Here is a 25597-nt window from a genome sequence, read left to right as displayed (position 1 = left end):
ATGCCCTATGCAAAAAAGCCCAGTTTAACCTGAATCAATTTTTCCAGATGTTGCATGGCTTTCCGATTGGAAACAAAGAAAATGACGTGATCGCCTTCTTTAAGTTCAGCATCGCGGTGTGCCATCAGAATTTCATCCTGACGAACTACAGCCGCAAAATGACAATGATTAGGCAAGCGCACGCGTGACATTTTCCGACCCACTAGCTTAGAGGTGTGTTTGTCACCATGTAAGACAACTTCAACCGCTTCAGCATTATCGCGGCGTAAGGGGTGAAAAGCCACAACATCGCCCATATGCACATGAGTTAAGATAGAGCCAATGGTGATTAAATGCGGCGAGATTACAATGTTGATCGTATTTCCTTGCAATAAGTCAACATAGCTGCGTCGGTTGATAATAGACATGACTCGTTTGGCACCAAGATTTTTCGCCAAAATCGATGACATGATATTATTCTCATCATCATCAGTCAGCGCGCAAAAAATATCGATTTCATCGATATATTCGTTTTCAAGCAAACTTTCATCCGAAGCATTGCCATTGAGCACTAGGGTATTATTCAGGTTTTCTGCTAGCCATTCAGCCCGTTCTGGTTTGCGTTCGATAATTTTGATATCCAAAACATTTTCCAGCTTTTTCGCTACGCGATATCCTACATTACCTCCACCAGCAATCATGATACGTCTGGTGCGTTGGAGGAAAGGGCGTAACTGACGCATAATTTCTTCAATATGCGCCGTCGGCATGAGCACAAAAACTTCATCATCTTCCTGCAAAATAGTACTACCCGTAGGAACGATTAATTTATCATGCCGATAAATGGCACAAATTTGGCAATCAGTGTTTTCTTGCAGGTGTTGCTTCAGTTGATTGATCGATTGGTTGACTAATAATCCGCCCGCTTTGGTTCGTAACACAACTAAACGAATGCGATCCTTGGCAAAGCTAACAATCTGCAATGCACCAGGATAAACCAGCAAATTAACAATTTGATCAGTGACCAATTGTTCGGGGCTGATGGTTTCCGTAATATTAAAAAAATCTAATGTAGTGCGATTATTAACATCATTAGTTTCAAACTCAACAAAATCGCTGTAGCGAACTCGTGCAATTCGGTTGGGAATATTAAATAGGCTGTAAGCAATCCTGCAGGCAGCCATATTGGTTTCATCATTTTGTGTTAGTGCCAGAAGCATATCAGTGTCTTTTGCTCCAGCAGCAGCCATCACTGATGGCCAGGCACCATTACCCACAATAGTTTGTACATCTAATCGTTGACTAATGTTGGCCAACGCTTTTTCATTGGTATCAATAATAGTGACATCATTCTGACTCATTTTAGAAAGATTGCTGGCAATAGTCGAACCAATCTGACCACAACCCAGAATTAAAATTTTCACGTTTTATTTAGCTCCAATGTAAAAAAGATTCTATTGTATCCTTTGCTCGGTTTAATGCAAATATTGGTTTATTTACAACAAGTTTATTATAAAATATTAATGCATGCTATTTTAATAACATGAATGCTAATAGTGATTTATTCAAAATTTAACTTGTTAAAAATTAAAAATAAATTAAAAAATATTAACTATTCTATAATAAATTCATTGATATTAACCAATAAATTACAATATTATTAAAAAAGCTTTCTGATTATAGGTTAATTCAGGAATTTTTTAAAATTCCGAAACTTTCCAAACTTTTACTTACCTACGGATAAAACTATGCCTGACAAAACATTCAAGCTTAAACTCGCTGCTTTAGCTACTTCTATCGTTATGTTTGCCGGTTGTGCGCAAGTAGCTGATCTGGCTGGTTACGATTCTAAAACCATGAATGCGGATTCTGCCAAAAGCTATGCAGAATTGATCAATAAATCTCGAGCTGTAGGTGCCGTTGATAATAATAGTGCAATAGCCAAAAGAGTAAACCGAATCTTTAATCGCATGTTGCCCTATGCAGATGCAGCTAATCAGACCGGAGAAAAATTCAACTGGCAGATGAATGTGATTCGCAGCAATGATGTCAATGCATTTGCCATGCCAGGTGGCAAAATGGTGGTATTTACCGGTATAGTTACCAAATTAAATCTAACTGATGATGAAATTGCTGCAGTGGTGGGGCATGAAATGACCCATGCATTGGAAGAGCATAGTAAAAAAGCTGCTGGTCAGCAAATTATTACCAATGCAGCAGTTAAAGCTGGCGGTTCAATTATTCAGCAAAAAACCGGTTTGAGTGCCAGTACCGTAGAATTATACAAAGACACATTAAGTAAATATGGTCTGACCTTACCTTTTTCTCGTCATCAGGAAAACAGAGCAGACATCGGTGGATTACGTCTGATGGCTCAAGCTGGTTATAATCCTGAGGCCGCTGTCAGCGTTTGGCAAAAAATGAATAAAGAATTTGGTAGTAATACTTCAACCAGTCTGCTTTCAACACACCCAAGCAATGATGCGCGTATAGCTTCCATTCAGAAGATGCTACCTGAAGTGATGCCTATTTATGAGCAGTCGAAATTCAGATCAAGTAAAGTCTCTGCGAGTGGTTCTGGTAAAAGACCAGTTGGTAAAAAAAGACGCTAAATTGATCGTTATTATCACAATGCATACAAGCATAGTGGCTTGAAAGCGTGATAAAACATGGCAGAAGCTTAGGCTGACTGCCATGTTTTTGTTTTAAGTTTATTTCCTTGCCGCTTCGATATTGTATTAGTTAAAAAGCATTTTAACTGACAAACTTATAACCATTGAAGCCATTATCTCGTCCGTAGTCTGAGTATCTGCAATCCTCGTTTTCACTATAAATTAAAAATAGCTTATGCTGGTTTGTCTAAATGGCTAAGCAGCGTAATCACCATAATTCTTGCCATGATTGTATTCAGCCAATCATATGATTGAACCGAAGTTTTCTCGCAAAATGTGGAAATAACTCGCAATATTAATCAACATCAAGTGTGAAAAACATCACAATCAATAAATCTGTCTGGCAGCATCTTGCTAGAACTATTGATGCTGTGCCGGAAGAAAAATCATGGTTTGTAAAAGCATCAATATGTTCATTATTTACCTTAAATATAGACTTATTTGCTCCAAATTTCGCTGAATCAATTTGCTCAATTGATTAAAACCGCTAAAAGATTCAAAACAATGATAAAAACTAACTCGCCGCGCTAAATATAGCGGTATATTGAGGTCAGTGAGTTGGGGTTTAGGTTAGTTATACTGGAGGAAAAATTGAAATTCACCTTAAGTGGCTGACGCGATCTGTAATTAGGTTCTGTCTCTTTTTTACCATTAGAGTAGATTGAATTCATGGTGTGCTAACAAAAGCCAGCTTATAACAAAAATAGATCCAGAATTTCAAACAGTTGGTTGCGTTAACAAGAACCAAGCTGCTATATGCAAATGGCTTGTATGCAAGTTTACTACATAAACCCTCAGGATAATGTTTGTGGATTTTAATACATTACAAAAAAGATAAAATAATGATTTTTAGTGTTTTTTACTGTTTAATTAATCAATCTTAAAACCTTAAGTAGTTTTCAAGGGATAGGGTTTTACATCATGACTGGTTTTCAACAATTAGTAGATGCCTAATTTTTCTACAGGATTTGCGCCAAAAGGCGTGATAAAACGGTGATTTTAAGCTGTGTAAAGATTGAAAATTGGCTGCTTTATTTTAGCTAGATCAAGTTAACCGTATTTAATCTCAACCATGCTAGGGAAATAATTTTAACTAATGTTAAATTGGAGTATGATAAATATCATCATATAAATGATGAATGTCAGTATCATAATAATTCAGGAACATTACACTAAGGAAGTTCATGATGTTAGACGCTTATCGAACAGCTGCAGCTGAACGTGAGGCCAAGGGGATTCCCCCTTTACCTTTAACTGCTCAACAAACAGAAGAATTAGTAGAATTACTGAAGCACCCGCCCACCGGTGAAGAAGAATTTTTGATTGAGCTAATATCTAATCGGGTTCCACCTGGTGTAGATGATGCATCAAAGGTGAAGGCATCTTTTTTAGCAGCGATAGCTGATGGTACTGTAAAAAGTCCATTGATCGATTCTAAAAAGGCTGTTGAATTATTAGGAACAATGCAGGGTGGTTACAATGTTCATCCTTTAATTGAATTGCTGGATCATCCCGAACTAGCACCGATCGCAGCTAATGCATTAAAACACACGCTTCTCATATTTGATGCTTATCACGATGTTGAAGAAAAAATGCGTGCGGGTAATACCTTTGCCAAAGAGGTGATTGAATCTTGGGCAAATGCTGAATGGTTCACATCTCGCGCTAAGGTACCAGAAAAAATTACCGTTAGTGTGTTCAAAGTGACTGGTGAAACCAATACCGATGACCTGTCTCCAGCTCCTGAAGCATGGAGTCGTCCAGATATACCATTACATGCCTTAGCCATGCTGAAAAATCCACGGGATGGTATACAACCTGACAAAGCAGGTGAAATCGGTCCAATGAAACAATTGGATGCTTTAAAGGCAAAAGGTCATCCTATTGCTTATGCAGGTGATGTGGTCGGAACAGGGTCATCACGAAAATCAGCAACCAATTCACTGATCTGGCTGACCGGTCAGGATATTCCTTATGTACCGAATAAGCGCTTCGGCGGTATTTGTTTGGGTGGTAAAATTGCCCCTATTTTCTTTAATACTCAAGAAGATTCTGGCGCATTGCCTATCGAAGTGGATGTATCTGCTCTGAATATGGGTGATGTGGTGGATATATTGCCTTATGCTGGCAAAATCACCAAAAATGGCGAAACTGTTGCCGAATTTCACTTGAAGTCTCCTGTGATTCTTGACGAAGTGCAAGCAGGTGGACGCATTAATCTAATTATTGGTCGGGGTCTGACAGCCAAGGCTCGCGAGACGCTAGGCATAGGACATTCTGACGTTTTCCGTCTTCCTCAGGCGCCTGCGCCAAGCTCAGCAGGGTTTACTCTGGCACAGAAAATGGTTGGACGTGCTTGCGGTTTACCAGAAGGACAGGGTATTCGTCCTGGAACTTATTGTGAGCCACGCATGACCACGGTTGGTTCTCAGGATACCACCGGACCAATGACACGTGATGAATTAAAAGATCTGGCTTGTTTGGGCTTTTCTGCTGATTTGGTTATGCAGTCATTCTGTCATACTTCAGCTTATCCTAAACCTGTAGATGTTAAAATGCATAAAGAACTTCCGCAATTTATTTCATCTCGTGGTGGTGTGGCTTTGCGCCCAGGTGACGGTATTATTCATTCCTGGCTAAATCGAATGTTGTTGCCAGATATGGTTGGTACAGGTGGTGATTCTCATACCCGTTTCCCAATGGGGGTTTCTTTCCCTGCAGGCTCTGGTTTGGTGGCCTTTGCCGCCGCAACTGGTGTGATGCCTTTAGATATGCCTGAATCGGTATTAGTCCGTTTTACTGGCAAAATGCAACCCGGCATTACTTTGCGTGATTTGGTTAATGCTATTCCATTACAGGCGATCAAAGATGGTTTATTGACGGTTGCTAAAGCCGGTAAGAAAAATATATTCTCGGGTCGAATCCTCGAAATTGAAGGCTTACCAGATCTGAAAGTGGAACAGGCATTTGAACTGACAGATGCTTCTGCAGAACGTTCTGCTGCCGCCTGCACGGTCAAACTCAATAAAGAGCCGATTAAAGAATATCTGCAATCTAATATTGTTTTGTTGAAAAACATGATTGCTGACGGATATCAGGATGCCCGTACCCTGAAACGCCGGATTCAGAAAATGGAAAAATGGCTGGCCGCACCAGATTTACTCGAAGCTGATGCCAATGCAGAATATGCAGCCGTTATTGAGATCAATATGGACGAAATTAAAGAGCCGATATTGGCGTGTCCTAATGATCCTGATGATGTGAAACCATTGTCTGAGGTTGCAGGCACACACATTGATGAGGTGTTTATTGGTTCATGTATGACCAACATTGGTCATTATCGTGCTGCTTCAACTTTACTGACTGGAAAAACGGATTTACCAGTGAGATTATGGGTGGCTCCACCTACCAAAATGGATGCTAAAGAGCTTTCAGATGAAGGTTATTACAATAATTTTGGACGCGTGGGCGCACATGTAGAAACACCAGGTTGTTCTTTGTGCATGGGTAATCAGGCTCAGGCTAGAGAAGGTTCAACTGTGGTGTCAACCTCTACCCGTAATTTCCCTAATCGTTTGGGTAAGAATACGCAGGTGTTCTTAAGCTCCGCAGAACTGGCGGCAATCTGTTCTAAACTGGGGCATATTCCCGATATTAAGGAGTATCAGGAAAATATCGAAATTATTAAAGATAAAGGATTGGAAATTTATCGTTATATGAATTTCGATCAGATTCAGGATTATGTTGAGGTTGCTGCAACAGTTGAAGCCTAAATAATTCGGTAAATGAACGTTTTTAAGGACTGCTCACCGCAGTCCTTTTTTATACCTTATGGATGTTCTACACAAGGTCATTTCTTGACCAGCTTGAGCTGAAAAAAGTAGGTAAGTACTTCGTTTAAACTATAAATAGCCAAGAGTGTTACTGCCAGATTAAATAGTTCTACGCTAATAGACAAGCTTGAGGCTAATTTGCAGTGTATTCATGCTTAAGCAACCGTTTTAAAGACTATAAATTGTGTATCAAATAAATTCTCTTTAAATTGTATTACAAAACAAAAGACAATCTGTTAACATCGCCTAAGAAGATTAAACTCTAAATCTATGAATTCGGTAAAATTTTAAATTATATTTAAAAGTTTAGCGAATGAGGACGGAAAATGAACATCGCATCTAATATCACCGATCTGATCGGTCATACACCTCTAGTTCAATTAAACCGGTTGGGTAAAGATCTTCCCGGTAAATTGGTGGTTAAACTGGAATTTTTTAATCCAGGAAGCAGTGTTAAGGATCGCATTGCCGTTAATATGCTTGATGCTGCTGAACAAGCAGGAAAGATTAACGCAGACACAATTATTGTAGAGCCTACCAGTGGTAACACGGGTATTGGATTGGCGATGGTATGTGCCGCTCGTGGATACAAATTGATTATTACTATGCCTGACACCATGAGTAAAGAACGACGTATGTTATTGCGTGCTTTTGGTGCCGAACTAGTATTAACACCGGGAGCGGAGGGTATGTCTGGAGCCATTGCGCGGGCACAGGCATTTGTGGATGCGGACCCAAACAAATATTTTATGCCACAACAGTTTGAAAATCCGGCTAATCCAGCCATACATCGTGAAACAACTGCACAAGAAATCTGGCATGATACGGATGGACAAGTAGATATCTTTGTTGCCGGAGTGGGTACAGGTGGCACCATCACTGGTGTCGGTGAGGTGTTGAAGGAAAAAAAACCTCAAGTACAGGTTTTTGCGGTGGAACCGCAAGCTTCACCAGTCTTATCAGGCGGTGAAAAGGGACCGCATCCAATTCAGGGAATTGGCGCAGGCTTTGTGCCAAAGATATTGAATACGCATATATATGATGGAATCATTCAGGTGCCGAATGATGAAGCTTTTGCTACAGCTCGTGCCATGGCTGCTAAAGAAGGTATTTTGGTGGGTATTTCTTCAGGGGCAGCTGTGTGGGCAGGTTTGCAATTGGCAGCGAAGAGCGAAAATAAAGATAAGCTTATCGTGGTTCTAATTCCATCTTATGGCGAACGTTATCTGTCAACACCCTTGTTTGCGGATTTGGTCTAATAAAGAGTAATCGTGTGAAATAAAACCGAATATGTAATTGGGTTTTATATTACGCTAATGACTGTGCTACAATTATGGTTAATAAATGTACAGCCATACGCTGAAGCTAGCTGGCTTTTTATTTTGTTTTAAGCAATTTATTGAGTAAACAATGATGAAAAAAATATTAGCATTAAGTGTTGTCGCAGTATTATTGAGTGCTTGTAACAATTTCGAAGTTCCTACTTTTAGTAGAACTCACCCTAAATCTTCAAGTACTTCTAATACAAACAAAGTTGAGAATGGAACCATCAGAGGCAGTAATTTTAGATTGGCTGCAAGCCATTGGTCTGATGTAGCAAGAATCCGTAACGAAGCAACCCGCTTAAGTTACCGTGTTTCACAGGGTAATATGACTAAAGTTCAAGCAGCTCAGATGCTAAATAAATTCCGTATTGCTCAGGTTGGACACAATATGTTAGATGATGAAATGTATGAAATCTATCTACGTAGTGCGGTTGAAAGTCAGCAAGGGTCGATTAATACCGCTCAGTCTAAAGCCTATATTAAAAATGCCTTATTGGGCTGGCAGCAGCGTTGGCCAAATATGAAGGAAAGACCAACTAATCCAGCCTTCACTAATTTTCTGATGGAAGTGATGGATCTAAAACCTTTACAATAAGTTTCGGTTAAAATAAAACCCTGTTGATCGTTAAACTATCGACAGGGTTTATTTTTTTTAATAAGATTTATTAAGAATATTGAAGCTTAATATTAAATCTTTACCTGATCAATCTCACTGACACTGATTAAGCAAGTATCTTGCCTACATCGGACTTGGTGGATTTTTAACAAGATAGATGATTCATCATCTGTTTTCAGGCTATTTAAACGATCTCTGCTTTTTCAATAATGACATTTTCTACTGGCACATCTTGATGACCAGCTCGATTGCCGGTTTTTACTGTTTTGATTTGATCAACCACATCTTGACCTTCTACCACTTTCCCGAAAACAGCATAGCCCCATCCGTGTAGGTCTGGAGCAGTGTGATTAAGGAAATCATTGTCTTTAACATTGATAAAGAATTGAGCACTGGCAGAATGCGGTTGCATAGTACGAGCCATAGCGATGGTATAACGATCGTTTTTCAATCCGTTATTGGCTTCGTTTTCGATCGGTTCATGCGTCTGTTTTTGCTGCATATTTTGATCAAAACCACCACCTTGAATCATAAAGTTATCAATAACACGATGAAAAATAGTACCGTCATAAAATCCATCGCGCACATAGCGTTCAAAGTTTTCAGCGGTTTTAGGTGCCTTTTCGTGGTCTAGTTCAATGCCAATTACACCAAAGTTGGTTGTCAGTTTAATCATGGTTAATCTCCTGATATACATGAGTTAATGGATAGATCCATTAAGGTTAAATATGCTGATGTTTTGCGGTAAGATAATCAACTTCTTCTTTACTGCCAAGGACTACAGCGACACGCTGATGTAAACCTGTAGGTTGAATATCGAGAATATTTTGTTGCGTATTTGTTGCTGCTCCCTGTGCCTGTTCGACCAATAAGCTCATTGGATTGGCTTCATACATTAGACGAAGTTTACCGGGTTTGCTTGGATCTCTTTGATCTTGCGGATAGGTGAAAAGTCCACCACGGACAAGAATGCGGTGTACTTCTGCTACCATGGAAGCTACCCAGCGCATGTTAAAGTCTTTGCCTCGTTTGCCTGTTTTGCCTGCCAGTAATTCTGCAATATACTCTTGCATCGGAGCCTGCCAATGACGCTGATTGGACATATTGATCGCAAATTCAGCGGTTTGTACCGGAATAATGGGTTTATCTTGGGTGAGCTGAAATTTATTGTCTTGATTCAAGGTAAACATGGCCACACCATGTTTGACTGTTAACACCAAAATGGTTTGCGGTCCATATAATACATAACCACTGGCTACTTGCTGTCGACCACTTTGTAAAAAACTTTCGGTGTTTAATTCGCCCGCTGGCTTGCGGAGGATAGAGAAGATGGTGCCAATGGAGATGTTGACATCAATATTGGAACTGCCATCTAACGGATCAAATAATACCAAATATTCGCCGTGTTGATTCGCCCTGACAAAGGATTCTTCTTCTTCACTGGCCAAGCCGGCCACGGCAGGTTGGGAGGTTAGCGTATTGATCAGGATCTGATTAGCCAGGACATCCAGTTTTTTTTGTTCTTCCCCCTGCACATTACCGGTGTGGGCGCTGCCAAGAATATTTCCCAGCGCACCTAAGCGCACGGCCTGATTGATGTGCAAACAGGCTTGACTGATGCTAAGCAAGACATCAGTCAAAGACGATGGCACAGAATGGTCTTGTTGCTGTTGTTGTAAATAGTCATTCAAGAGTATGGACACGCTGGCACTCCCATATTAAATTTTGTGTCATTATACATTGGCTGGTTTAATTGGTCGTAAAAAGAGATTTATGCTCATTCTGCTCAAGCAATTGCTGAGCGCAGAGTATAGCGAGCATAGTCATCTTGTCCTAATAAATTGACTAAAACAGGTAAAGCTTCCGCCAGAGTATCAGGTAGGGTATAAGGTGGATTGATGATAAATACGCCACTGCCGTGCATGCCAAAACCATCAGCTCGTGGCGTATGTACATGCAATTCAGCCTGCAAATAATTATCGGGTGACAATTTAAGCAGATTTAAAGGTAACTGTTCACTTTCCTGTCGGCTCAGGCAGGGATACCAGACCATATAACAGCCGGCAGCAAATTTTTTCAAAGCCGCTTTAAGCGTGTCAACCACGTGCTGATAATCTTGTTTCAATTCATAAGGTGGATCGATTAAGACAACCGCTCGTCTGCTCGGCGGTGGCAGCATGGATAATAAGCCTTTAAAACCATTGTCGCAAAACACCTGTGCGCGGTTAGGTAAGGAAATCTGACGCATATTGCGACGTAATATCTCGGCATCAGCCGGATGAAGTTCAAACAGGCGCAAACGATCTTGTTCTCGCGCTAATGCTTGCGCTAGCCATGGGGAGCCACAATAATGATCTTTATGATCGGGCAGACAGTCAGTGACTATCTGGCGAAAATGTTGCCAACAATCTGGCAGATTGGTGGCGGTAAGTAATTTCTGTAAGCCATCGCGGTATTCGCCAATTTTTTGTGCTTCAGGGCTACTCAGATCATATAAGCCAGCACCGGCATGGGTATCTATATACCAATAAGCCTTGTCTTTTAGATTAAAGTATTCCAGCACACTCATCAGGCAGAAATGTTTCAGAATGTCGGCATGATTGCCGGAATGAAAGGCATGGCGATAACTAAGCATGAGTTTTAACAGATAAGGAATCAAGAGCACAGAATGTTTATTGTACCGAATTTAGTCCGACTATCGTAGCCTTAAGCGCAATAATTGAGGAATAATTATTCTATTAGTATTGAAGGGCGCACAATTATTTGGGTAGGTTAAAAACTGAATTTTAAAATCAGCAAAGATAGCTCATGTGCGTGTGCCATTATGGTTTAAATTAATCAGCAAAAGTTGATTGGTAGATTATGCTTGTTATTGATATCGAAGGTATTTTCTTCTTTGATCATAGTAGAATGATCAAATCTTCTGCATTATCTTGAAATGGATTAAGTTTTAATTGGTGTTGATACCTATTCTGGCTCCCTAAATGCGGACAAAAGCACCGCTTTTTTTATGGTGATAGCGGGAATAGGGGGTGATACAGTTGGAAAATAATGTTATGTTACGATAATGTAATCGGAAATAATATTGTAGGAGACGACAATGTAATTTGATTGTTTTGTAATTGCACAAAATATGAACTAGAAAGTGTGGCTTACATCAGAAATAGCTATATCTGATTCAGATATAAAAATACTCTAACCATATAAAAAAATGACCAAAAAAGTACTCTGTTTACTCATTCCCTTTATCGTTAATTGCAGCGGCGGAAATGTGTCTCAAGTTAACCTGGTTCAATCAAAGATAGAATCTGAAAATGTAAGCTTGAATCCTAGTCAGTCCTTTACTCTAATCAATGGTGAAAAAATATCATTATCAAATATTTATGCTATACCTAACAATATAGATTCTATACAAGTGGATGATGTGCAATTTGAGGCTAAATTAGCAGATTTTTGTGGGAAGGGACATGAAATTTATGATAATAAAAAAATGCAGGGTTTTTTATCTAAAAAGCTTCAATTTATTCTATATGATCAATACAAACAGAATCATACGGAACCCACGGCATTTAACTTTAACCAAGATAATGCAAATATTTATTTAACCGTTGTTAACGATGAAATCATTAGCAAATATTGTAGGAAAAGAAATATACGTACGCTAAATAGCGCTTATTTATTAAAGGTTTATTCCAACGGTGTCAGATATAATTTACTGGCTATTCATGATATAAAAACGATTGAATAAATATTAAAATCAGAGAAAGATGAAAAGAACATATTATTGGGTTGGTTTCTAGCACTGGTATTACTCTTTAGTTGCGGCAATAAACCGTTCAAAAAATGCAGAATTGAGTTTTTTCAAGGAAAAAGAATATTAATACCGCAGCAAAAGAGTTATCCATCATTGAAGAAGATGTCGAAAGCACTTATATTTTTAAGTTATTTCGATATTTTTCGCATAAGATAATGTGCTATTTGATGTTTCTTTTGATCAACTAAAGCCATGAAAGGGCTTGGAACTCTCTTAGATAAGCCATACAGATTTGGTCATTGTCGAAATACAGCTTAGATTGGGTGTAAGTTTCCATCAACGGTTTATGCGAGACAGAAATAACAATCAGAAATTTTCAAACAAATTGCTACGCATCGTTTATCTTTAGTCACCAGCTATTTATGCTGCTAATTAATAAAAACAGCAAACTACTACCATGATTCGAGCTTTTTAGTGACGGATGCACTCATTAAAAATTTTAATGATTAGTGACGATCAGAGATTTGGGCTAATGAAATTCTATATAATTGGAATGAAATGCGTTATTGGTCAACTCTAGTTTTAATTATTCCAGTTTGCGCAAGTGGTTATCTGTTAGAAACAAAAAAACAATGATCTTCTTTCATGTCACCTTAGGTGAATCATTTATTTAAATGGCGCAGAATAATTTGCGCGTGATGAAGTAAAGGATTTAAAAGAAAGAATAGAAACTGTGGCGATAATTTTATTTTTAAGATTGAACAATCATTTTTTGCAGCCTGTGCTATAAGACAAACTTCTTTAGTTAACTGTTGAAAAAAATTCTTCCAAAAATTTGATTTTGTTTCTGAACTATTTTTAACCAGTTGCTCCCTTTTTGTTCCCAAAATAGGTTTTCAAACCTCAGTCCGCCCCCGATTAAAGATTGGTTTTGCGGATCTTGACCATTGCCTATCGCTTTATGCATCAATGCTCATTGCTGATATTGGTTATCACCTAATGCGCCAACTAACTGCATCACTTTGGGAAAGCAAACCACGAAAAGGATAAAACTAAATAAAGGATGAATTGAAACTCTTAGATAAGCTGAACAGATGAAAAAAGAAAAAGCTGTCTATCATGACAGTCTCTTTTTTATATTTCGTTATCTTTTAATCTGCAATAGATTCCTTTATTTTCGAGTTCATTAATTGTTCTAATAATATTATCCTTAGTAATTCTGGTTAGAAAAATGATGTTTTCTTCATAAAAAAAAGAAGATTGTTGCAACTCTTCCGCGACATCTTGCGAAAATCTAGATATATCATAAAAAGAAATTTTGTACTTAATATTAGTGGAAAATTCTACAATAATATTAAGTAAACATCCTTTACTTTCTACTTCTAGTTTATACAAATCATCATCAAAATAATATTTAGCATCATATATTTTAGGAAATTTATTTGACATAATTTTATTGACATTTAATTTCAGAATGATGAACACCATAATAGAAATTGATTCAGTTTCTTCACCTGTTTTCCATTCTCCTTTTTCTTCATATTTTACCATAACATAATTTTTATACATCATCTCAGAACTTATGCCTGCCGGAGCAACACCAACATTTTTTTGGTCATGGTGTCTTTCCAGATTCCATTTTTCCTATAGATCACACCTTGACGGTTAATAATGGCATGCTGCTTTTCGTTAATATGAAAACTATATTGTCTTTCTTCATTACATAGAAATTCTCCCTCCAGTTGATGATCACCAACATGCAGCCTGATTTGAAATGGTTTATCGGTAGGATTATGGCTAACGAGATCAATGTAATGATAAAAAAACAGCAGCACCCGACCCAAAAGGCAACACTCGACCATCATCAGCAAAAGGATCAAAGCTATGTTTTGCCCGTTCGACTAGTTGAAGTTCTGAATGGAGAACCACCAATGAATTGAATTACTGATCTGGCTGATTCCACCGCCAATACCGGAACGAGCTGCGCCAAACGAAAGTTCCATTCCATTCCCAAATCCTCGCCTCTTTGTTGTTTTCCCACCAATCGGCACAACGAAAAATATTTACCAGATTTAATTAAGATTCCATTTAGCGAATCAACTGCAATTTTTAAGTTTATGACTTGATTGTATTGAAGTTGAATGTCGCTATCACCCAATCGACGTATTATTGGATGTGTGATTTTTTATAGTGAAATGGTTAACGTAAATCATGACAAAGTTCTAAGTATATTGGCGTGAAGAGCAATAGCAGAATAAACGACGAAATAAACGACGCTGATTCACTCTTAACCAATAAAGTAGGGGTGATAGCTTGATAACGGTCTGCGCATTATTTTTTTACTTTTATTCTTCTAACATAGATGATAACGATTTACCATTATGTTGTTAATTTAATTATATTTTTTGGTATTGCTAACCGGACTCTTTGCAATATTGATCTAAATACCTGAACAATTAAGCTATTTCATTCTCTGAAATAATTCTTTTATGCTGTGGGAAAATCTTGACGGGTGGATTACTATCAGAATATTAGATTGACTATTGGGTCAAGGCGTACCAATATTAGGTTTATTTGGTCAAGTACATGTTATTTGAGCTTTTTTGTAAGCTGTAAAAACAAATTATCAAAGGGGGAAGGATGTCAGATTATCAGTTATATATAGGGAATAAAAATTATTCTACGTGGTCAATGCGTCCTTGGCTAGTGATGAAACATTTTGATCTGGTATTTACCGAAAAAAAAGTTAGATTCGATAGTTTTGCTGCTGATTCGGTCTTTAAACAAACCGTTATACCGCTCAATCCGTTTGGAACGGTGCCGATTTTAGTGGATGGAGAGATTAAGGTAACGGATTCTTTGATGATTTGTGAGTACTTGGCTGATAAGCATCCTGATGTTGAAATGTGGCCGAAAGAAGAAAAAGCGCGGGTAAATGCCAAAAATCTGGTGGCAAAAATGCATAATGGTTTTCCTTTTGTGCGGCAATATTTACCGATGAATATTGAGGCTTTTATGCCGGAGGTGGGGCAGATTATCATGCGCGATCAGCCGCAAGTACGCCATGAAGTTGAATTTTTGGATCAAATACTGTGTGGTTTTTTAAAACAGTCTGACGCTTATCTGTTTGGTCAATTTACCATTGCTGATGCTTTTTATGCGCCGTTGTGTATGCGGCTTAAAAATTATGCTATACCCATCTCTGCTCGCCTGTCACAATACATTGATCAGTTGCTACAAAATTCAGCTGTGGCTGAATGGGTAGCCGATGCCCTTGAAGAAAAAGATTTTGTGGAGATGGATGAACCTTATCGGATTAAGGCTTAAAGCAACCGCGCTGAATTCAGCGCGTTTGCTTTTTGGATAAGCTCATTTATTGATTGATGCTTTGTTTGATTTCCAAAGCGAGATGAGGATTCCACATTGCTCCGGTTGCGCTCATGACAGCATCTGCACCCGCAGCACGGTATTGCTGATAATGGTCGGCGGTACTCACACCACCTACGCCGACTATGCTGAAATGGTGATTTAATTGCTGTCTTAATCGACAAAGTCTTTGTACCATGTCTAGCCCTGCCCAGCGGATGGCATCGCCACATACTCCGCCACTGGGACGATTCTGACCTAATGCTGGTTGTCCGTGTTCGTCTACCGGATAGGCAGATAAGGTATTGATGGTGCTATAACCATCTACAACTCCGTCTAATTTTTGCAGTAGTGGTAAAACGTCGTTATCGTTGGCAAAATAAGCCAGTTTTAATAATAAAGGCTTGTCGGGCACGGCATTTTTAATTTCTTTCGCCAGACGTTCTACTTTATCAAAATCAAAACATAAAAGTTTGTTAGCGCCTTCATTGGGACAGCTTAGATTTGCTTCGAGAATAGGTGCGCCGGTTTCATTAACTAAACGCGCCGCAAGGGCATAATCTTGTTCAATAGAACTGCTGTTACCTGGCGTTCCCTGAAAACTACCAATGACGTATTGTCCCTGCTGCGCTGCACTGACTGCTTCGGCCATATCACTTTGCCACACCTCAGGATCAAATGATGGCACCCCAAAGGAATTGGTAATGGAGATGGGGCTGGTGTAATTTTTATCGGCTAAGACGGTGTCTAGATTGGCAGACAGTTTGCCCTTCGGGTGGATGGATAAGACGTTAGGTAAGGGATGACTTTTATGCGCTTTGGTACGTACTGTTTTGTACACACACAAGTCAAAACCATAGGCGAAAGCTGCTTTGACAAACTTAGCATTAAGTAACGGTCCGGCTGGAATGCCAAAGGGTAGATTAACTTCCAGATTTAAAAACCGGCTGGTGTGAAGAGTGTTCACAGGTGAGGCTGGGGCGTGCTCAAAAGCACCAAACGGTCCCTGCTCGTAGTTATCTTCATAACTTAATAATGGATCATAAAATGGGACGGTGGTATTTTGCATGAAAGAATCCTGGTTATTTTATGGCCACATGCCGGAAAGTCATTATACGAGCTTAGTATCACGCTGTTGCGATTAATGCAGAAATTTTTTGCATATCAGCTGTAAACGCTTGAGTAGGATGATGATTAATGAATGATTATTATTGTAAGTATTTGTATAGATAAAATTAAATTAGGGTGTTGTATGAAGTGTTGTTTGCAGAATATTGGATTTCTATCGCGAAATTGATTGGTTTGATTATCAGATGAATATCGCTCATGAACAGAGAATGGATAATTGAAGCTGTCTTTTAGACCTGATGATTTTTGCCGCCATGAGTAGGATAAAAAGGCTACTTTTTTAAGTAGCCTTTCGTCTGCATATGTTTGTGTGCACTTAATTGAACGAGATCAATTTAACTGGGAAGTACAATTTGGACAACGTTTGGCATGAATTGGAATATCGGTACAGCAATCAGGACATTGTTTAGTTGTAACTTGTGGCGCAGGTGCTTTGTGCAGTTTGTTGATGGCTTTAACCAGCATAAATATGGCAAAACCAATGATAATCAGGCTGATCAAGGTATTGATAAATAAGCCTATGTTGAGCGTTACTGCACCTGCAGTCTGTGCTGCACCAAGTGTTTCGTAAGGACCAGGTGCGTTAGGGCCCTGACGTAAGGTAATAAACAGGTTTGAGAAATCAACGCCACCTATCAGTAAACCGATGGGGGGCATAATGATATTGTCTACCAGTGATTTCACCATGTTGCTGAAAGCGGTACCTACGACCATACCAATGGCCAGATCAATGACGTTACCACGCATCAAAAAAGCTTTAAATTCATCAAGAAATTTCATGATTTCTCCAAGTGTTCAATAAAATTAATTACTTAGCTTTTTCATCTTAGCGCGTTTGGTTTCTTTTACGGGATCAATTGCTTATTTTTGCAATGTAAAAAAAAGTTGCCTGACAATTACAGGCAACTTTTTGGCATGCTGAAGCCATCATTCAGCTTTAGGACTATCCAAATCTTCTGGCACACCCAAAGCATTGATGCTGTAGCCACCATCAACATAGGTGATCTCGCCGGTAATACCTGATGCCAAATCGGACAGCAGGAATGCGGCAGTATTACCCACTTCTTCGATAGAAATATTGCGACGGATCGGATTTTGTGCCGAAACGTGAGATAGCAAGCGACTGAAATTAGCAATGCCAGATGCTGCCAATGTTTTGATTGGACCGGCTGAGATACCATTACAACGGATACCTTCCTGACCAAGACACGCTGCGGTAAAGCGAATGCCAGCTTCCAGAGAGGCTTTAGCCATGCCCATTACATTGTAGTTAGGAATAGCACGAACTGCACCCAGATAGGTGAGGGCAACGATGGAACTGTTGTGACCGGTCATCATTGGGCGAGCAGCTTTAGCCAGAGCAGGTAAACTATAGGCTGAAATTTCATGCGCGGTCATGAATGCTTCACGGGTGATGCTATCAAGAAAATCACCGGATAAGGCTTCTTTGGGGGCAAAGGCGATGGCGTGTACCAACCCATCCAATTGACTCCAATTTTTTCCTAAATCAGTAAATAACTGGTTGATTTCTTCATCGCTGTTAACGTCGCAACGAAATACCAGTTCAGAGCCGAATTCTGCTGCCATTTTACGAACACGGTCAGCAAGTTTATCCACTACGTAGGTGAAAGCCAGCTCAGCACCTTGTTCATGACAGGCTTTCGCGATGCCATAAGCGATGGAACGGTCAGAGATCATACCGGTAATCAGGATTTTTTTGCCTTGTAAAAAGCCCATAGATATATCCTTGAAGTGATTTGCTTTTATCATAAAACCCGCATTATAACCGTAATTGACTAATAACGCGATATGCTTAGCTAGAGTAGAAACTTTAAAACGGGTTGATTTGATGGTGATTAATCAGCCCGTTGCCTGTTCAGTGAAGTTTACTGGCTCAGACCAGATAAATAGATATCAGCGTCTAAAGCTGCCTGACAACCTGACGCTGCGCTGGTTATGGCTTGACGGTAAATGTGATCTTTGACATCGCCTGCAGCAAAAACGCCAGGAATGTTGGTGGCGCCAACATTACCGTCATTACCGCCTTTGGTAATCAGATAACCGGTTTGATCCATATCCAGTTGTCCTTTGAATATGTCGGTATTTGGATGGTGACCAATGGCAATAAAGACGCCATTTACAGCTATGATTTCGCTTAATTGGTTGTTATCGATAACGCGCACGGCATTGACACCATTTTCATCGCCCAAAATTTCATCGACGGTGCAATTTAGCTTGAGGATGATTTTGCCTTCTTGCGCGCGTTCCATCAGTTTATCGATCATAATTTTTTCTGCACGAAAGGTATCACGCCGATGAATTAAGGTGACTGATTTGGCAATATTGGCCAGATAGAGCGCTTCTTCGATGGCGGTATTTCCACCACCAACAACGGCTACATCCTGATCTTTATAGAAAAAACCATCACAGGTTGCACAAGCGGATATGCCTCTGCCAGCAAAGACTTCTTCACTAGGCAAGCCAAGATATTTTGCTGAAGCACCAGTAGCAATGATGAGTGCATCACAGCTGTAGGAACCCATGTCGCCAATTAATGTAAACGGACGGTGTTGTAAATCAACTTGGTTGATCTGATCAAATATCATTTCGGTACCAAAACGCTCGGCATGAGCCTGAAAACGCTGCATTAATTCGGGACCTTGCACACCTTCGAAGTCGGCTGGCCAGTTGTCGACTTCCGTCGTGGTCATTAATTGTCCACCCTGAGCCATGCCGGTGATCAATGTTGGTTTAAGACCTGCACGGGCTGCATACACCGCTGCGGTATATCCGGCTGGCCCAGAGCCAAGAATGATTAATCGGCTGTGTGTGAGTTCGCTCATGATCTTTCCTTATTTCTAACGTCTATCTGTACTCAGGTAAATGTTGCATACTGTACCACAATACCGATCAGTTCTATTGACTGCGTAAGACAACTGAAAAGGTAATGGTGTAGCAAGTGTCACTTAATGGTGATGTTCAATCATCCCATCTAAATGGTACTGGGTGCTGCAATACGGGCATTGAATGCTACTATTGGATTGAATGGGTAAGTATATCCGCGGGTGTCCGTTCCAGGTTTCATGTTGTGGACCGGTGCAGATTAAGGGCAGATTTTTGGAGGTGATGGTTATCACAGGATGATCGGTTTGGTTCATGAATGATTCCTGTTAACAGTCTGCTGGTAATCAGATTAGCAGGTTCAGTTTGCCTTTTAAGCAAACTGAACCTGATTCAAAGCTTAATCGATATACGTTAGCCAAGATTCATATTTGGCATTTCTACCATTGACGATATCGAAATAGCGCTGTTGAATTTCCGTGGTGATTTTACCACGAGCACCAATGCCGATGGTACGACCGTCAATTTGTCGTATCGGCGTCACTTCTGCGGCGGTGCCTGTAAAGAACACCTCATCGGCAGTATAAAGTTCATCTCGAGTAATGTGTTTTTCGATCACGGATAAATTCATATCGGCAGCTATGGACATGACGCTGCGGCGGGTAATACCGTCCAAGGCTGCATCCAAGGATGGTGTATACAGTTGTCCATTAGCGATCATAAAGATGTTTTCGCCTGAACCCTCAGCCACAAAACCCTGAGAATCCAATAAAATGGCTTCATCATAGCCGTTACGGGTTGCTTCATTAACTGCCATGATTGAATTCATGTAATTGCCATTGGCTTTGGCTTTAATCATGGTAATGTTGGGATGATGGCGCGTAAACGAACTGATCTGAACTCGAATACCTTGCTGTAAGCCTTCTTCTCCCAGATATGCACCCCATGGCCAAGAAGCCACAATGACGTTTACATCATCCTGATCGGGACGAACACCCAATTTGTTCGAGCCATAGAATGCCATAGGACGGAAATAGCATGATTCCAGCTTATTGGCTTTAACTAAATCGATATGCGCCTGATTAATTTGTTCTGGGGTGAACGGCAGATGCATGCCGGTGATTTTAGCAGATTTAAATAAACGTTCGGTATGATCCTGCAAACGGAATATGGCGGTTCCCTTGGCGGTAGAGTAAGCGCGTACCCCTTCAAACACCCCTAATCCATAATGCAGTGTATGTGTTAGAACATGGGTTTGCGCTTGACGCCATTGAACCATGTTGCCGTTATACCAAATAAAACCGTCTCGATCGGCCATAGACATAGATAGAACTCTCCAAAAAATGACATTAAGCTGCAAGAGTAGAATTCATGCTTTGTGTGGGGTAAAGCAAAGTAATGGTTCTCACTTCAGCAGTTATCAAATGTATAGATAATTGCGCTTTTCGGACTTATTTTTAGCCGTTATTCACGATTTCCATAAGTAATGTTAATTAATTATTATACACTTCTAAAAAATTTTTGTTTTTATTGCAAACTGTTTTTGTGGTTTCTTTTAACTCAAACACGAGTTAACCGCTGCTGTATCAGTTGACTGAATATGGAAGCTAAGGTATGACTTTTTATTGTTTTTCCTGCAGATTCAGACGGTTTATTCAGCAAAATGCATCCAGTTCCCTTCGTTGCCGCTAGCGTGCAATTCTTTGTCCAGCTGTTGTAACTTTGATTTAAAGTGCTCAATGATGATTCAGGTCAATTAGGTTTTCTTTTATTGATGGTGGCACGCTATAATTATGAATATATTAATAAATAAGATTTTTGTTAGCTTTACAAAGTCAGTGATTACTCGTTTTTTCTATAATCAGGCATGAGTGTTATGCGAATGGGTAGTGGTAACTCAAGGCGCAACAGTTTGTATATTATATAGGGATTAATTTTTCATTGGCTTTCTCTTCATATCGTTTCAGCGTGCTCTAAGCATTATGAGTGCACGGAGTGATGACTCTGAATAGATTTACATTGCTATTTTTTATTTACTTAATAAAACAAGATTTTATTTTTTATTTTTCAGTTTTATTTCAATTAATTGCGCTTACAGTCTTTAAAATAAATGAGTTGCCTAAGATGACAGCCATTTTTGCTATTAAGTGACTAAATCGTTTAAACTGTATAATAAATGCAATTTTTTTAATTTCTTTATTTTTTTAATTGTTTTTAGATAAACAATGCCTTTCAGGATGGGAAGTGATGAAGATTATTTATACTTTGATCAAACTGGTGGTGTTAATTGCATTGTTATTATTGGCAATTAGTAATACACAGACGGTTACCTTCAGTTATTTACCCGGTCAGTCTGTTGATGTGGCGTTGATTGTGGTATTGCTGGCTTTTTTTATTGTCGGTGCAATATTCGGGGTGTTTGCTACGTTTGGTCGCCTTTTGCAGTTGCGCTCGCAGGTCAATGCTTTGCAGGGACAATTAAGAAAAGAGCAGGAGATCAATGTTCAGTTGCAATCGGAAAAGAATGCTCTACAATCTGCCAATCAGCCGGTGATATCAGATACAATGTCTTCTGAATCTAAGAAGTAAAGAAAGTTAGCTGTTTGTATGGATAGTAATGATTTTTGGATGTGGCTTGCTCCGGTAATTATGCTACCGGTGTTTTTCGCTATGGGCTGGTTTGCAGCCCGAGTTGATATGCGCACAGTATTAAAACAGGCTAAAACCATCCCGGAAGGTTTTTATAAAAGTTTAGATGCTTTAGTAGAACATAAAAGCGGGGTGGCTGTGCGAGAACTTGCCGAGGTAGTCGATCAGCAAAGTGATGCCAGCCAAAGTACCTATGAGTTACATCTGACTTTAGGTAAACTTTATCGCCAACGCGGCGAAAATGATAAGGCCATTACTCTACATCAGCGTTTGCTTGAATCTCCAGACACGGTTGAAGATCGTCGGGATAATGTGACGTTTGAGCTTGGGCAGGATTTTCAAGCTGCTGGTTTGGTGGATCGAGCAGAGCAAATTTTTGTGGGTTTGCAGCATGGAAGTAAAGCCAGAGCGGCACGCGAAATTTTACTGAATATTTATCAGCAAGATCGGGATTGGCAAAAAGCCATTAAACTGGCCGAAGAATTGAGTTCATCAGAACAGTCTTACCAGTTCGAAATTGCCCAATTTTTTTGTGAATTGGCTCAATTGGCGTTATATCAGTCTGAATACAATAAAGCACGAGAATATGTGTTTAAGGCTTTAACTACCAATCGTAAGTGTTGCCGCGCCAATATGATTCTTGGTGATGTTGAACTGAAACAGGAAAACTATCAGGCAGCCATCGATGCCTACAGCGCCATCGAAAAACAAAATTATGAATATTTGAGTTTAATCGCTGATCGTCTGTATGACGCTTATGAAGGGCTGAATAAGGCTGCGGATGGTTTGGCGGTTTTGATTGGTTATGCCCAGACTTTTCCGCAACTGGATTTAACCAGCGTAATTTATGAAAAGTCTTTACCCATATACGGCGAAACCAAAGCCACTGAAACAGCGATTGATCTCGTGCGCCGTAAACCCACTTTAACCGGTACTTATCGTTTATTGGCGGTATTACAAAATAATATTGATGCAAAATGGCGCGTTGATGTGGATATGATGCGTTCTGTGGTGGGCATGCAGATGCAAAAATCCGTTATGTACCGCTGTCGTCATTGTCATTTTAAATCGCAGGTTTTTTTCTGGCATTGTCCAGCATGCAATAAATGGGAAACATTTACCCCAAACCGCATTGATGTTTAAAACTGACTGAAAAATGTATGATCTGGCTGGCTGATGTGGTTTTGACAGCCAGTTTTTTATGTGTATTCAATGCTAAAATAAATTATGGTTAACTTGTCTAAGCTAACTATTTTTCCTTGATTTGACTGTCTTATTACCCATGAATCCCTTAATACTTGATACAGAAAACTATGTTCATCCTCGCACACCGGTCATTGTGGCGTTGGATTTTGCTGATGAAAAGCAAACTTTGCAGTTTGTGCGACAATTATCGCCACACCTATGCCAACTGAAGATTGGTAAAGAGTTATTTACTGCTTCTGGCCGTCATTTGGTCGAACAGCTTGTTCATCAGGGCTTTAAGGTATTTCTGGATCTGAAATATCATGATATACCCAATACGGTGGCTGCTGCCTGTAAGGTGGCTGCAGAGATGGGGGTGTGGATGGTTGATATGCATGCCAGTGGAGGGCAGCGGATGATGGAGGCGGCCGCCGAAGCGGTCAGTCATTATCAGCATCGACCATTTTTGATTGGTGTAACGGTGCTAACCAGTATGACGCAGGCAGATCTATTGCAAACCGGCGTGAACAGACCTATTGCTGAGCAGGTGATGCATTTGGCTGGTTTGGCTCAACAGTCTGGTTTGGATGGAGTGGTTTGCTCGGCACAGGAAGCAACGATGTTGCGCGCTCAGCTTGGGCAAGAATGGTTGCTGGTTACCCCTGGTATTCGTCTGAGCACAACGACTACAGATGATCAACGTCGCATTATGCTACCAAAGGATGCGTTAGCTGCTGGCAGTAGCTATTTGGTTATGGGTCGTCCCATCACCCAAAGTGAAAACCCAGTCTTATTACTCGAACAAATCAACCAAGGCCTGATCTGATTGCCCCATTATTGTGGTAAAAAAAGAGCTTGAAAAAAATTCAAGCTCTTTTTTATCTGTATTAACCCGTTAATTGTAAGCTAATGAGTTTTTTCAAGGGCGGTAGATTATTGCTTACCCGTAGCACCATGGAGCGAACCAGTCGCGCAGGGGGGGTATCATTGGTGAACAAAGAAATCATGGCGTTGGTGCCGTGATAAAGAGCCAAGGTATGGGGCATATGATGACGCTGATAACTGGCCAGTAGGGCACTGCTGCCTATGTCTTTGCCTTGTTGTACAGCATCATTAATTTTTTTGGCTAAAATACCCACACTATTCAGGCCCAAATTAAAGCCATGCGCTGTTACCGGATGCATGCCGACCGCAGCATCACCAATCAATGCAGCCCGATGGGTATAAAATGTATTGGCATGTACACCCACTAATGGATAATGATGGATGGTGCTGGCTAAGGTCATATCACCAAGTTTACCGCGCAACTGTTTTTTGATGTCTTCTTCCAATTGCGTTGGTGTCATGGAGAGAATCTCTTTGACATATTCATTATTGATGGTGATTACGCAGTTGGTTAAATTTTCTTCTAGCGGTAATAAAGCCAATGTTCGACCATAATGAAAACATTCAAATGCCGTATGCTGATTGGTCAAAGTGTGGCGCATTCTAAACACGATTACTGTGCGGCCGAAATCACGCATATTTGCCCCTATGCCAAGTTGGCGGCGAATACCTGAAAATCGACTGTCAGCAGCGATCAGAAGTTTGCTTTTTAAAATTTGTCCATTATCCAGCACCGCTTCAATGGTTTCTGGCTGACTATTATTAACTTCGGTGATGCTATGTCCATCGATGATTTGAATGTTTTCATAGGGCAAAACCGCTTCATACGCTGCGCGACGTATATTATGATTACTGATTAAAAAACCCAAAGAATTAGCCGGTTTGCCACGAGCCTTAGTGGGTTGTTCAAAATGTAACTGATAATTTGAATGACCATTGATGACTTTAGCATCGCGTAGTGGATAGATTTCTTCCGGAGAAATTTTTGACCATAACTGAAGCTTTTGCATTAATTCTTTGGAATAATGCGTCAGGGCTATTTCCCGTCCATCGAAAGGGGGTTCAGCTAAAGTAGCACGGTCGTTTTTTTCTACTATGGTGATCGCTAAACCAGATGGTGCCAATGCGCGCGCCATACTGAGTCCGGCAGGACCAGCACCGACAATAACAACATCAGCTTGTTCGATGAATCGTGCCGGTTCATTATGTGTAGTCATAAAACTGATTCCAAATTATGGTTATGTGTTTCATTTGAGTGCAGTATAACTAAATCTGCTTCGGGATACTACAGTTGCATTTAACGCAATTAACTTATTTAAGCGATCAGTATTAACTTCGCCTCTGCTAGAATATTCCTATCGTTA

23 protein-coding genes are annotated in these 25597 nt (G+C 40.0%); 9 read left to right on the top strand and 14 right to left on the bottom strand.

Annotated features, from left to right (window positions below; translation table 11 throughout):
* Positions 1-5 precede the first annotated feature (5 nt).
* Positions 6-1403 carry a Trk system potassium transporter TrkA gene (gene trkA, locus J3U68_RS06470; protein ID WP_267375585.1) on the bottom strand — a complete coding sequence of 466 codons (1398 nt, stop codon included), beginning with the start codon at positions 1401-1403 and terminating at the stop codon, positions 6-8.
* 324 nt (positions 1404-1727) lie between these two features.
* Here trkA and J3U68_RS06465 point away from each other — a divergent pair, with 324 nt between their 5' ends.
* From J3U68_RS06465 to J3U68_RS06450, 4 genes are all read left to right on the top strand, one after another.
* A complete protein-coding gene (locus J3U68_RS06465) occupies positions 1728-2591 on the top strand; it encodes a M48 family metallopeptidase (RefSeq protein WP_267375584.1) in 864 nt (287 codons plus the stop codon).
* Positions 2592-3838: 1247 nt separating this feature from the next.
* Positions 3839-6424 (top strand): bifunctional aconitate hydratase 2/2-methylisocitrate dehydratase, encoded by a 2586-nt coding sequence (gene acnB, locus J3U68_RS06460; RefSeq protein ID WP_267376226.1) that lies wholly within the window; start codon positions 3839-3841, stop codon positions 6422-6424.
* A gap of 386 nt (positions 6425-6810) precedes the next feature.
* The gene (gene cysK / locus J3U68_RS06455; RefSeq protein WP_267375583.1) at positions 6811-7743 is read left to right on the top strand and encodes a cysteine synthase A; all 933 of its coding nucleotides are present in this window, start codon (positions 6811-6813) and stop codon (positions 7741-7743) included.
* A 154-nt stretch (positions 7744-7897) separates the two neighbouring features.
* On the top strand, positions 7898-8404 hold the full coding sequence (locus J3U68_RS06450) for a prokaryotic membrane lipolipid attachment site family protein (RefSeq protein ID WP_416384634.1): 507 nt from the start codon (positions 7898-7900) through the stop codon (positions 8402-8404).
* 205 nt (positions 8405-8609) lie between these two features.
* Here the strand turns inward: J3U68_RS06450 and J3U68_RS06445 are convergent, their stop codons facing one another.
* The 3 genes from J3U68_RS06445 to J3U68_RS06435 all read right to left on the bottom strand — a co-directional run bounded on the left by J3U68_RS06445 (position 8610) and on the right by J3U68_RS06435 (position 11060).
* On the bottom strand, positions 8610-9101 hold the full coding sequence (locus J3U68_RS06445) for a peptidylprolyl isomerase (RefSeq protein WP_267375581.1): 492 nt from the start codon (positions 9099-9101) through the stop codon (positions 8610-8612).
* A 46-nt stretch (positions 9102-9147) separates the two neighbouring features.
* The gene (locus J3U68_RS06440) at positions 9148-10122 is read right to left on the bottom strand and encodes a class 1 fructose-bisphosphatase (RefSeq protein WP_267376225.1); all 975 of its coding nucleotides are present in this window, start codon (positions 10120-10122) and stop codon (positions 9148-9150) included.
* 89 nt (positions 10123-10211) lie between these two features.
* Complete coding sequence (locus J3U68_RS06435; protein WP_267375579.1) at positions 10212-11060, bottom strand: 23S rRNA (adenine(2030)-N(6))-methyltransferase RlmJ; 849 nt, start codon at positions 11058-11060, stop codon at positions 10212-10214.
* A gap of 636 nt (positions 11061-11696) precedes the next feature.
* On the opposite strand from J3U68_RS06435, the gene J3U68_RS06430 reads away from it, so the two are divergent.
* Positions 11697-12173 carry a hypothetical protein gene (locus J3U68_RS06430; RefSeq protein WP_267375577.1) on the top strand — a complete coding sequence of 159 codons (477 nt, stop codon included), beginning with the start codon at positions 11697-11699 and terminating at the stop codon, positions 12171-12173.
* A gap of 1140 nt (positions 12174-13313) precedes the next feature.
* On the opposite strand, the gene J3U68_RS06425 is transcribed toward J3U68_RS06430, so the two are convergent.
* Genes J3U68_RS06425 through J3U68_RS06415 form a run of 3 tightly spaced genes read right to left on the bottom strand, consistent with a single transcriptional unit; the run spans position 13314 to position 14182 of the window.
* Complete coding sequence (locus J3U68_RS06425; RefSeq protein ID WP_267375576.1) at positions 13314-13751, bottom strand: hypothetical protein; 438 nt, start codon at positions 13749-13751, stop codon at positions 13314-13316.
* A gap of 8 nt (positions 13752-13759) precedes the next feature.
* The gene (locus tag J3U68_RS06420; protein WP_267375575.1) at positions 13760-14044 is read right to left on the bottom strand and encodes a hypothetical protein; all 285 of its coding nucleotides are present in this window, start codon (positions 14042-14044) and stop codon (positions 13760-13762) included.
* 36 nt (positions 14045-14080) lie between these two features.
* Positions 14081-14182 carry a hypothetical protein gene (locus J3U68_RS06415; protein WP_416384633.1) on the bottom strand — a complete coding sequence of 34 codons (102 nt, stop codon included), beginning with the start codon at positions 14180-14182 and terminating at the stop codon, positions 14081-14083.
* Positions 14183-14819: 637 nt separating this feature from the next.
* On the opposite strand from J3U68_RS06415, the gene J3U68_RS06410 reads away from it, so the two are divergent.
* Positions 14820-15506, top strand: coding sequence for a glutathione S-transferase family protein (locus J3U68_RS06410; RefSeq protein ID WP_267375573.1), 687 nt, complete (start codon positions 14820-14822; stop codon positions 15504-15506).
* 46 nt (positions 15507-15552) lie between these two features.
* Here J3U68_RS06410 and J3U68_RS06405 read toward each other — a convergent pair whose 3' ends face one another.
* The 6 genes from J3U68_RS06405 to J3U68_RS06380 all read right to left on the bottom strand — a co-directional run bounded on the left by J3U68_RS06405 (position 15553) and on the right by J3U68_RS06380 (position 20838).
* Positions 15553-16614, bottom strand: a complete 1062-nt coding sequence (locus tag J3U68_RS06405) for a hypothetical protein (protein WP_267375572.1) — start codon at positions 16612-16614, stop codon at positions 15553-15555.
* Between the two features lie 389 nt (positions 16615-17003).
* Positions 17004-17453: a large conductance mechanosensitive channel protein MscL gene (gene mscL / locus J3U68_RS06400; protein ID WP_267375570.1), complete on the bottom strand. Its 450-nt coding sequence runs from the start codon at positions 17451-17453 to the stop codon at positions 17004-17006.
* A 147-nt stretch (positions 17454-17600) separates the two neighbouring features.
* Entirely contained in the window at positions 17601-18410 is an 810-nt protein-coding gene (gene fabI, locus J3U68_RS06395; RefSeq protein ID WP_267375568.1) for an enoyl-ACP reductase FabI, read from the bottom strand.
* A 149-nt stretch (positions 18411-18559) separates the two neighbouring features.
* Complete coding sequence (gene trxB, locus J3U68_RS06390; protein ID WP_267375567.1) at positions 18560-19516, bottom strand: thioredoxin-disulfide reductase; 957 nt, start codon at positions 19514-19516, stop codon at positions 18560-18562.
* 123 nt (positions 19517-19639) lie between these two features.
* The gene (locus tag J3U68_RS06385; RefSeq protein ID WP_267375566.1) at positions 19640-19831 is read right to left on the bottom strand and encodes a zinc-finger domain-containing protein; all 192 of its coding nucleotides are present in this window, start codon (positions 19829-19831) and stop codon (positions 19640-19642) included.
* Positions 19832-19914: 83 nt separating this feature from the next.
* Positions 19915-20838: a branched-chain amino acid transaminase gene (locus tag J3U68_RS06380; protein ID WP_267375565.1), complete on the bottom strand. Its 924-nt coding sequence runs from the start codon at positions 20836-20838 to the stop codon at positions 19915-19917.
* Positions 20839-21761: 923 nt separating this feature from the next.
* Here J3U68_RS06380 and J3U68_RS06375 point away from each other — a divergent pair.
* From J3U68_RS06375 to pyrF, 3 genes are all read left to right on the top strand, one after another.
* Complete coding sequence (locus J3U68_RS06375; RefSeq protein ID WP_267375564.1) at positions 21762-22103, top strand: LapA family protein; 342 nt, start codon at positions 21762-21764, stop codon at positions 22101-22103.
* 18 nt (positions 22104-22121) lie between these two features.
* Entirely contained in the window at positions 22122-23306 is a 1185-nt protein-coding gene (gene lapB / locus J3U68_RS06370; protein WP_267375563.1) for a lipopolysaccharide assembly protein LapB, read from the top strand.
* A 139-nt stretch (positions 23307-23445) separates the two neighbouring features.
* Positions 23446-24174, top strand: coding sequence for an orotidine-5'-phosphate decarboxylase (gene pyrF / locus J3U68_RS06365; protein WP_267375562.1), 729 nt, complete (start codon positions 23446-23448; stop codon positions 24172-24174).
* A 61-nt stretch (positions 24175-24235) separates the two neighbouring features.
* Here pyrF and ubiM read toward each other — a convergent pair whose 3' ends face one another.
* On the bottom strand, positions 24236-25450 hold the full coding sequence (ubiM, locus tag J3U68_RS06360) for a 5-demethoxyubiquinol-8 5-hydroxylase UbiM (protein ID WP_267375561.1): 1215 nt from the start codon (positions 25448-25450) through the stop codon (positions 24236-24238).
* Between the last annotated feature and the right edge of the window lie 147 nt (positions 25451-25597).

It is taken from the genome of Snodgrassella sp. B3882, from assembly GCF_026535915.1.
Classification (GTDB): Bacteria; Pseudomonadota; Gammaproteobacteria; order Burkholderiales; family Neisseriaceae; genus Snodgrassella.
Note: the sequence above shows the minus strand (reverse complement) of the source record. Positions and strands in the feature narration are given on the sequence as shown.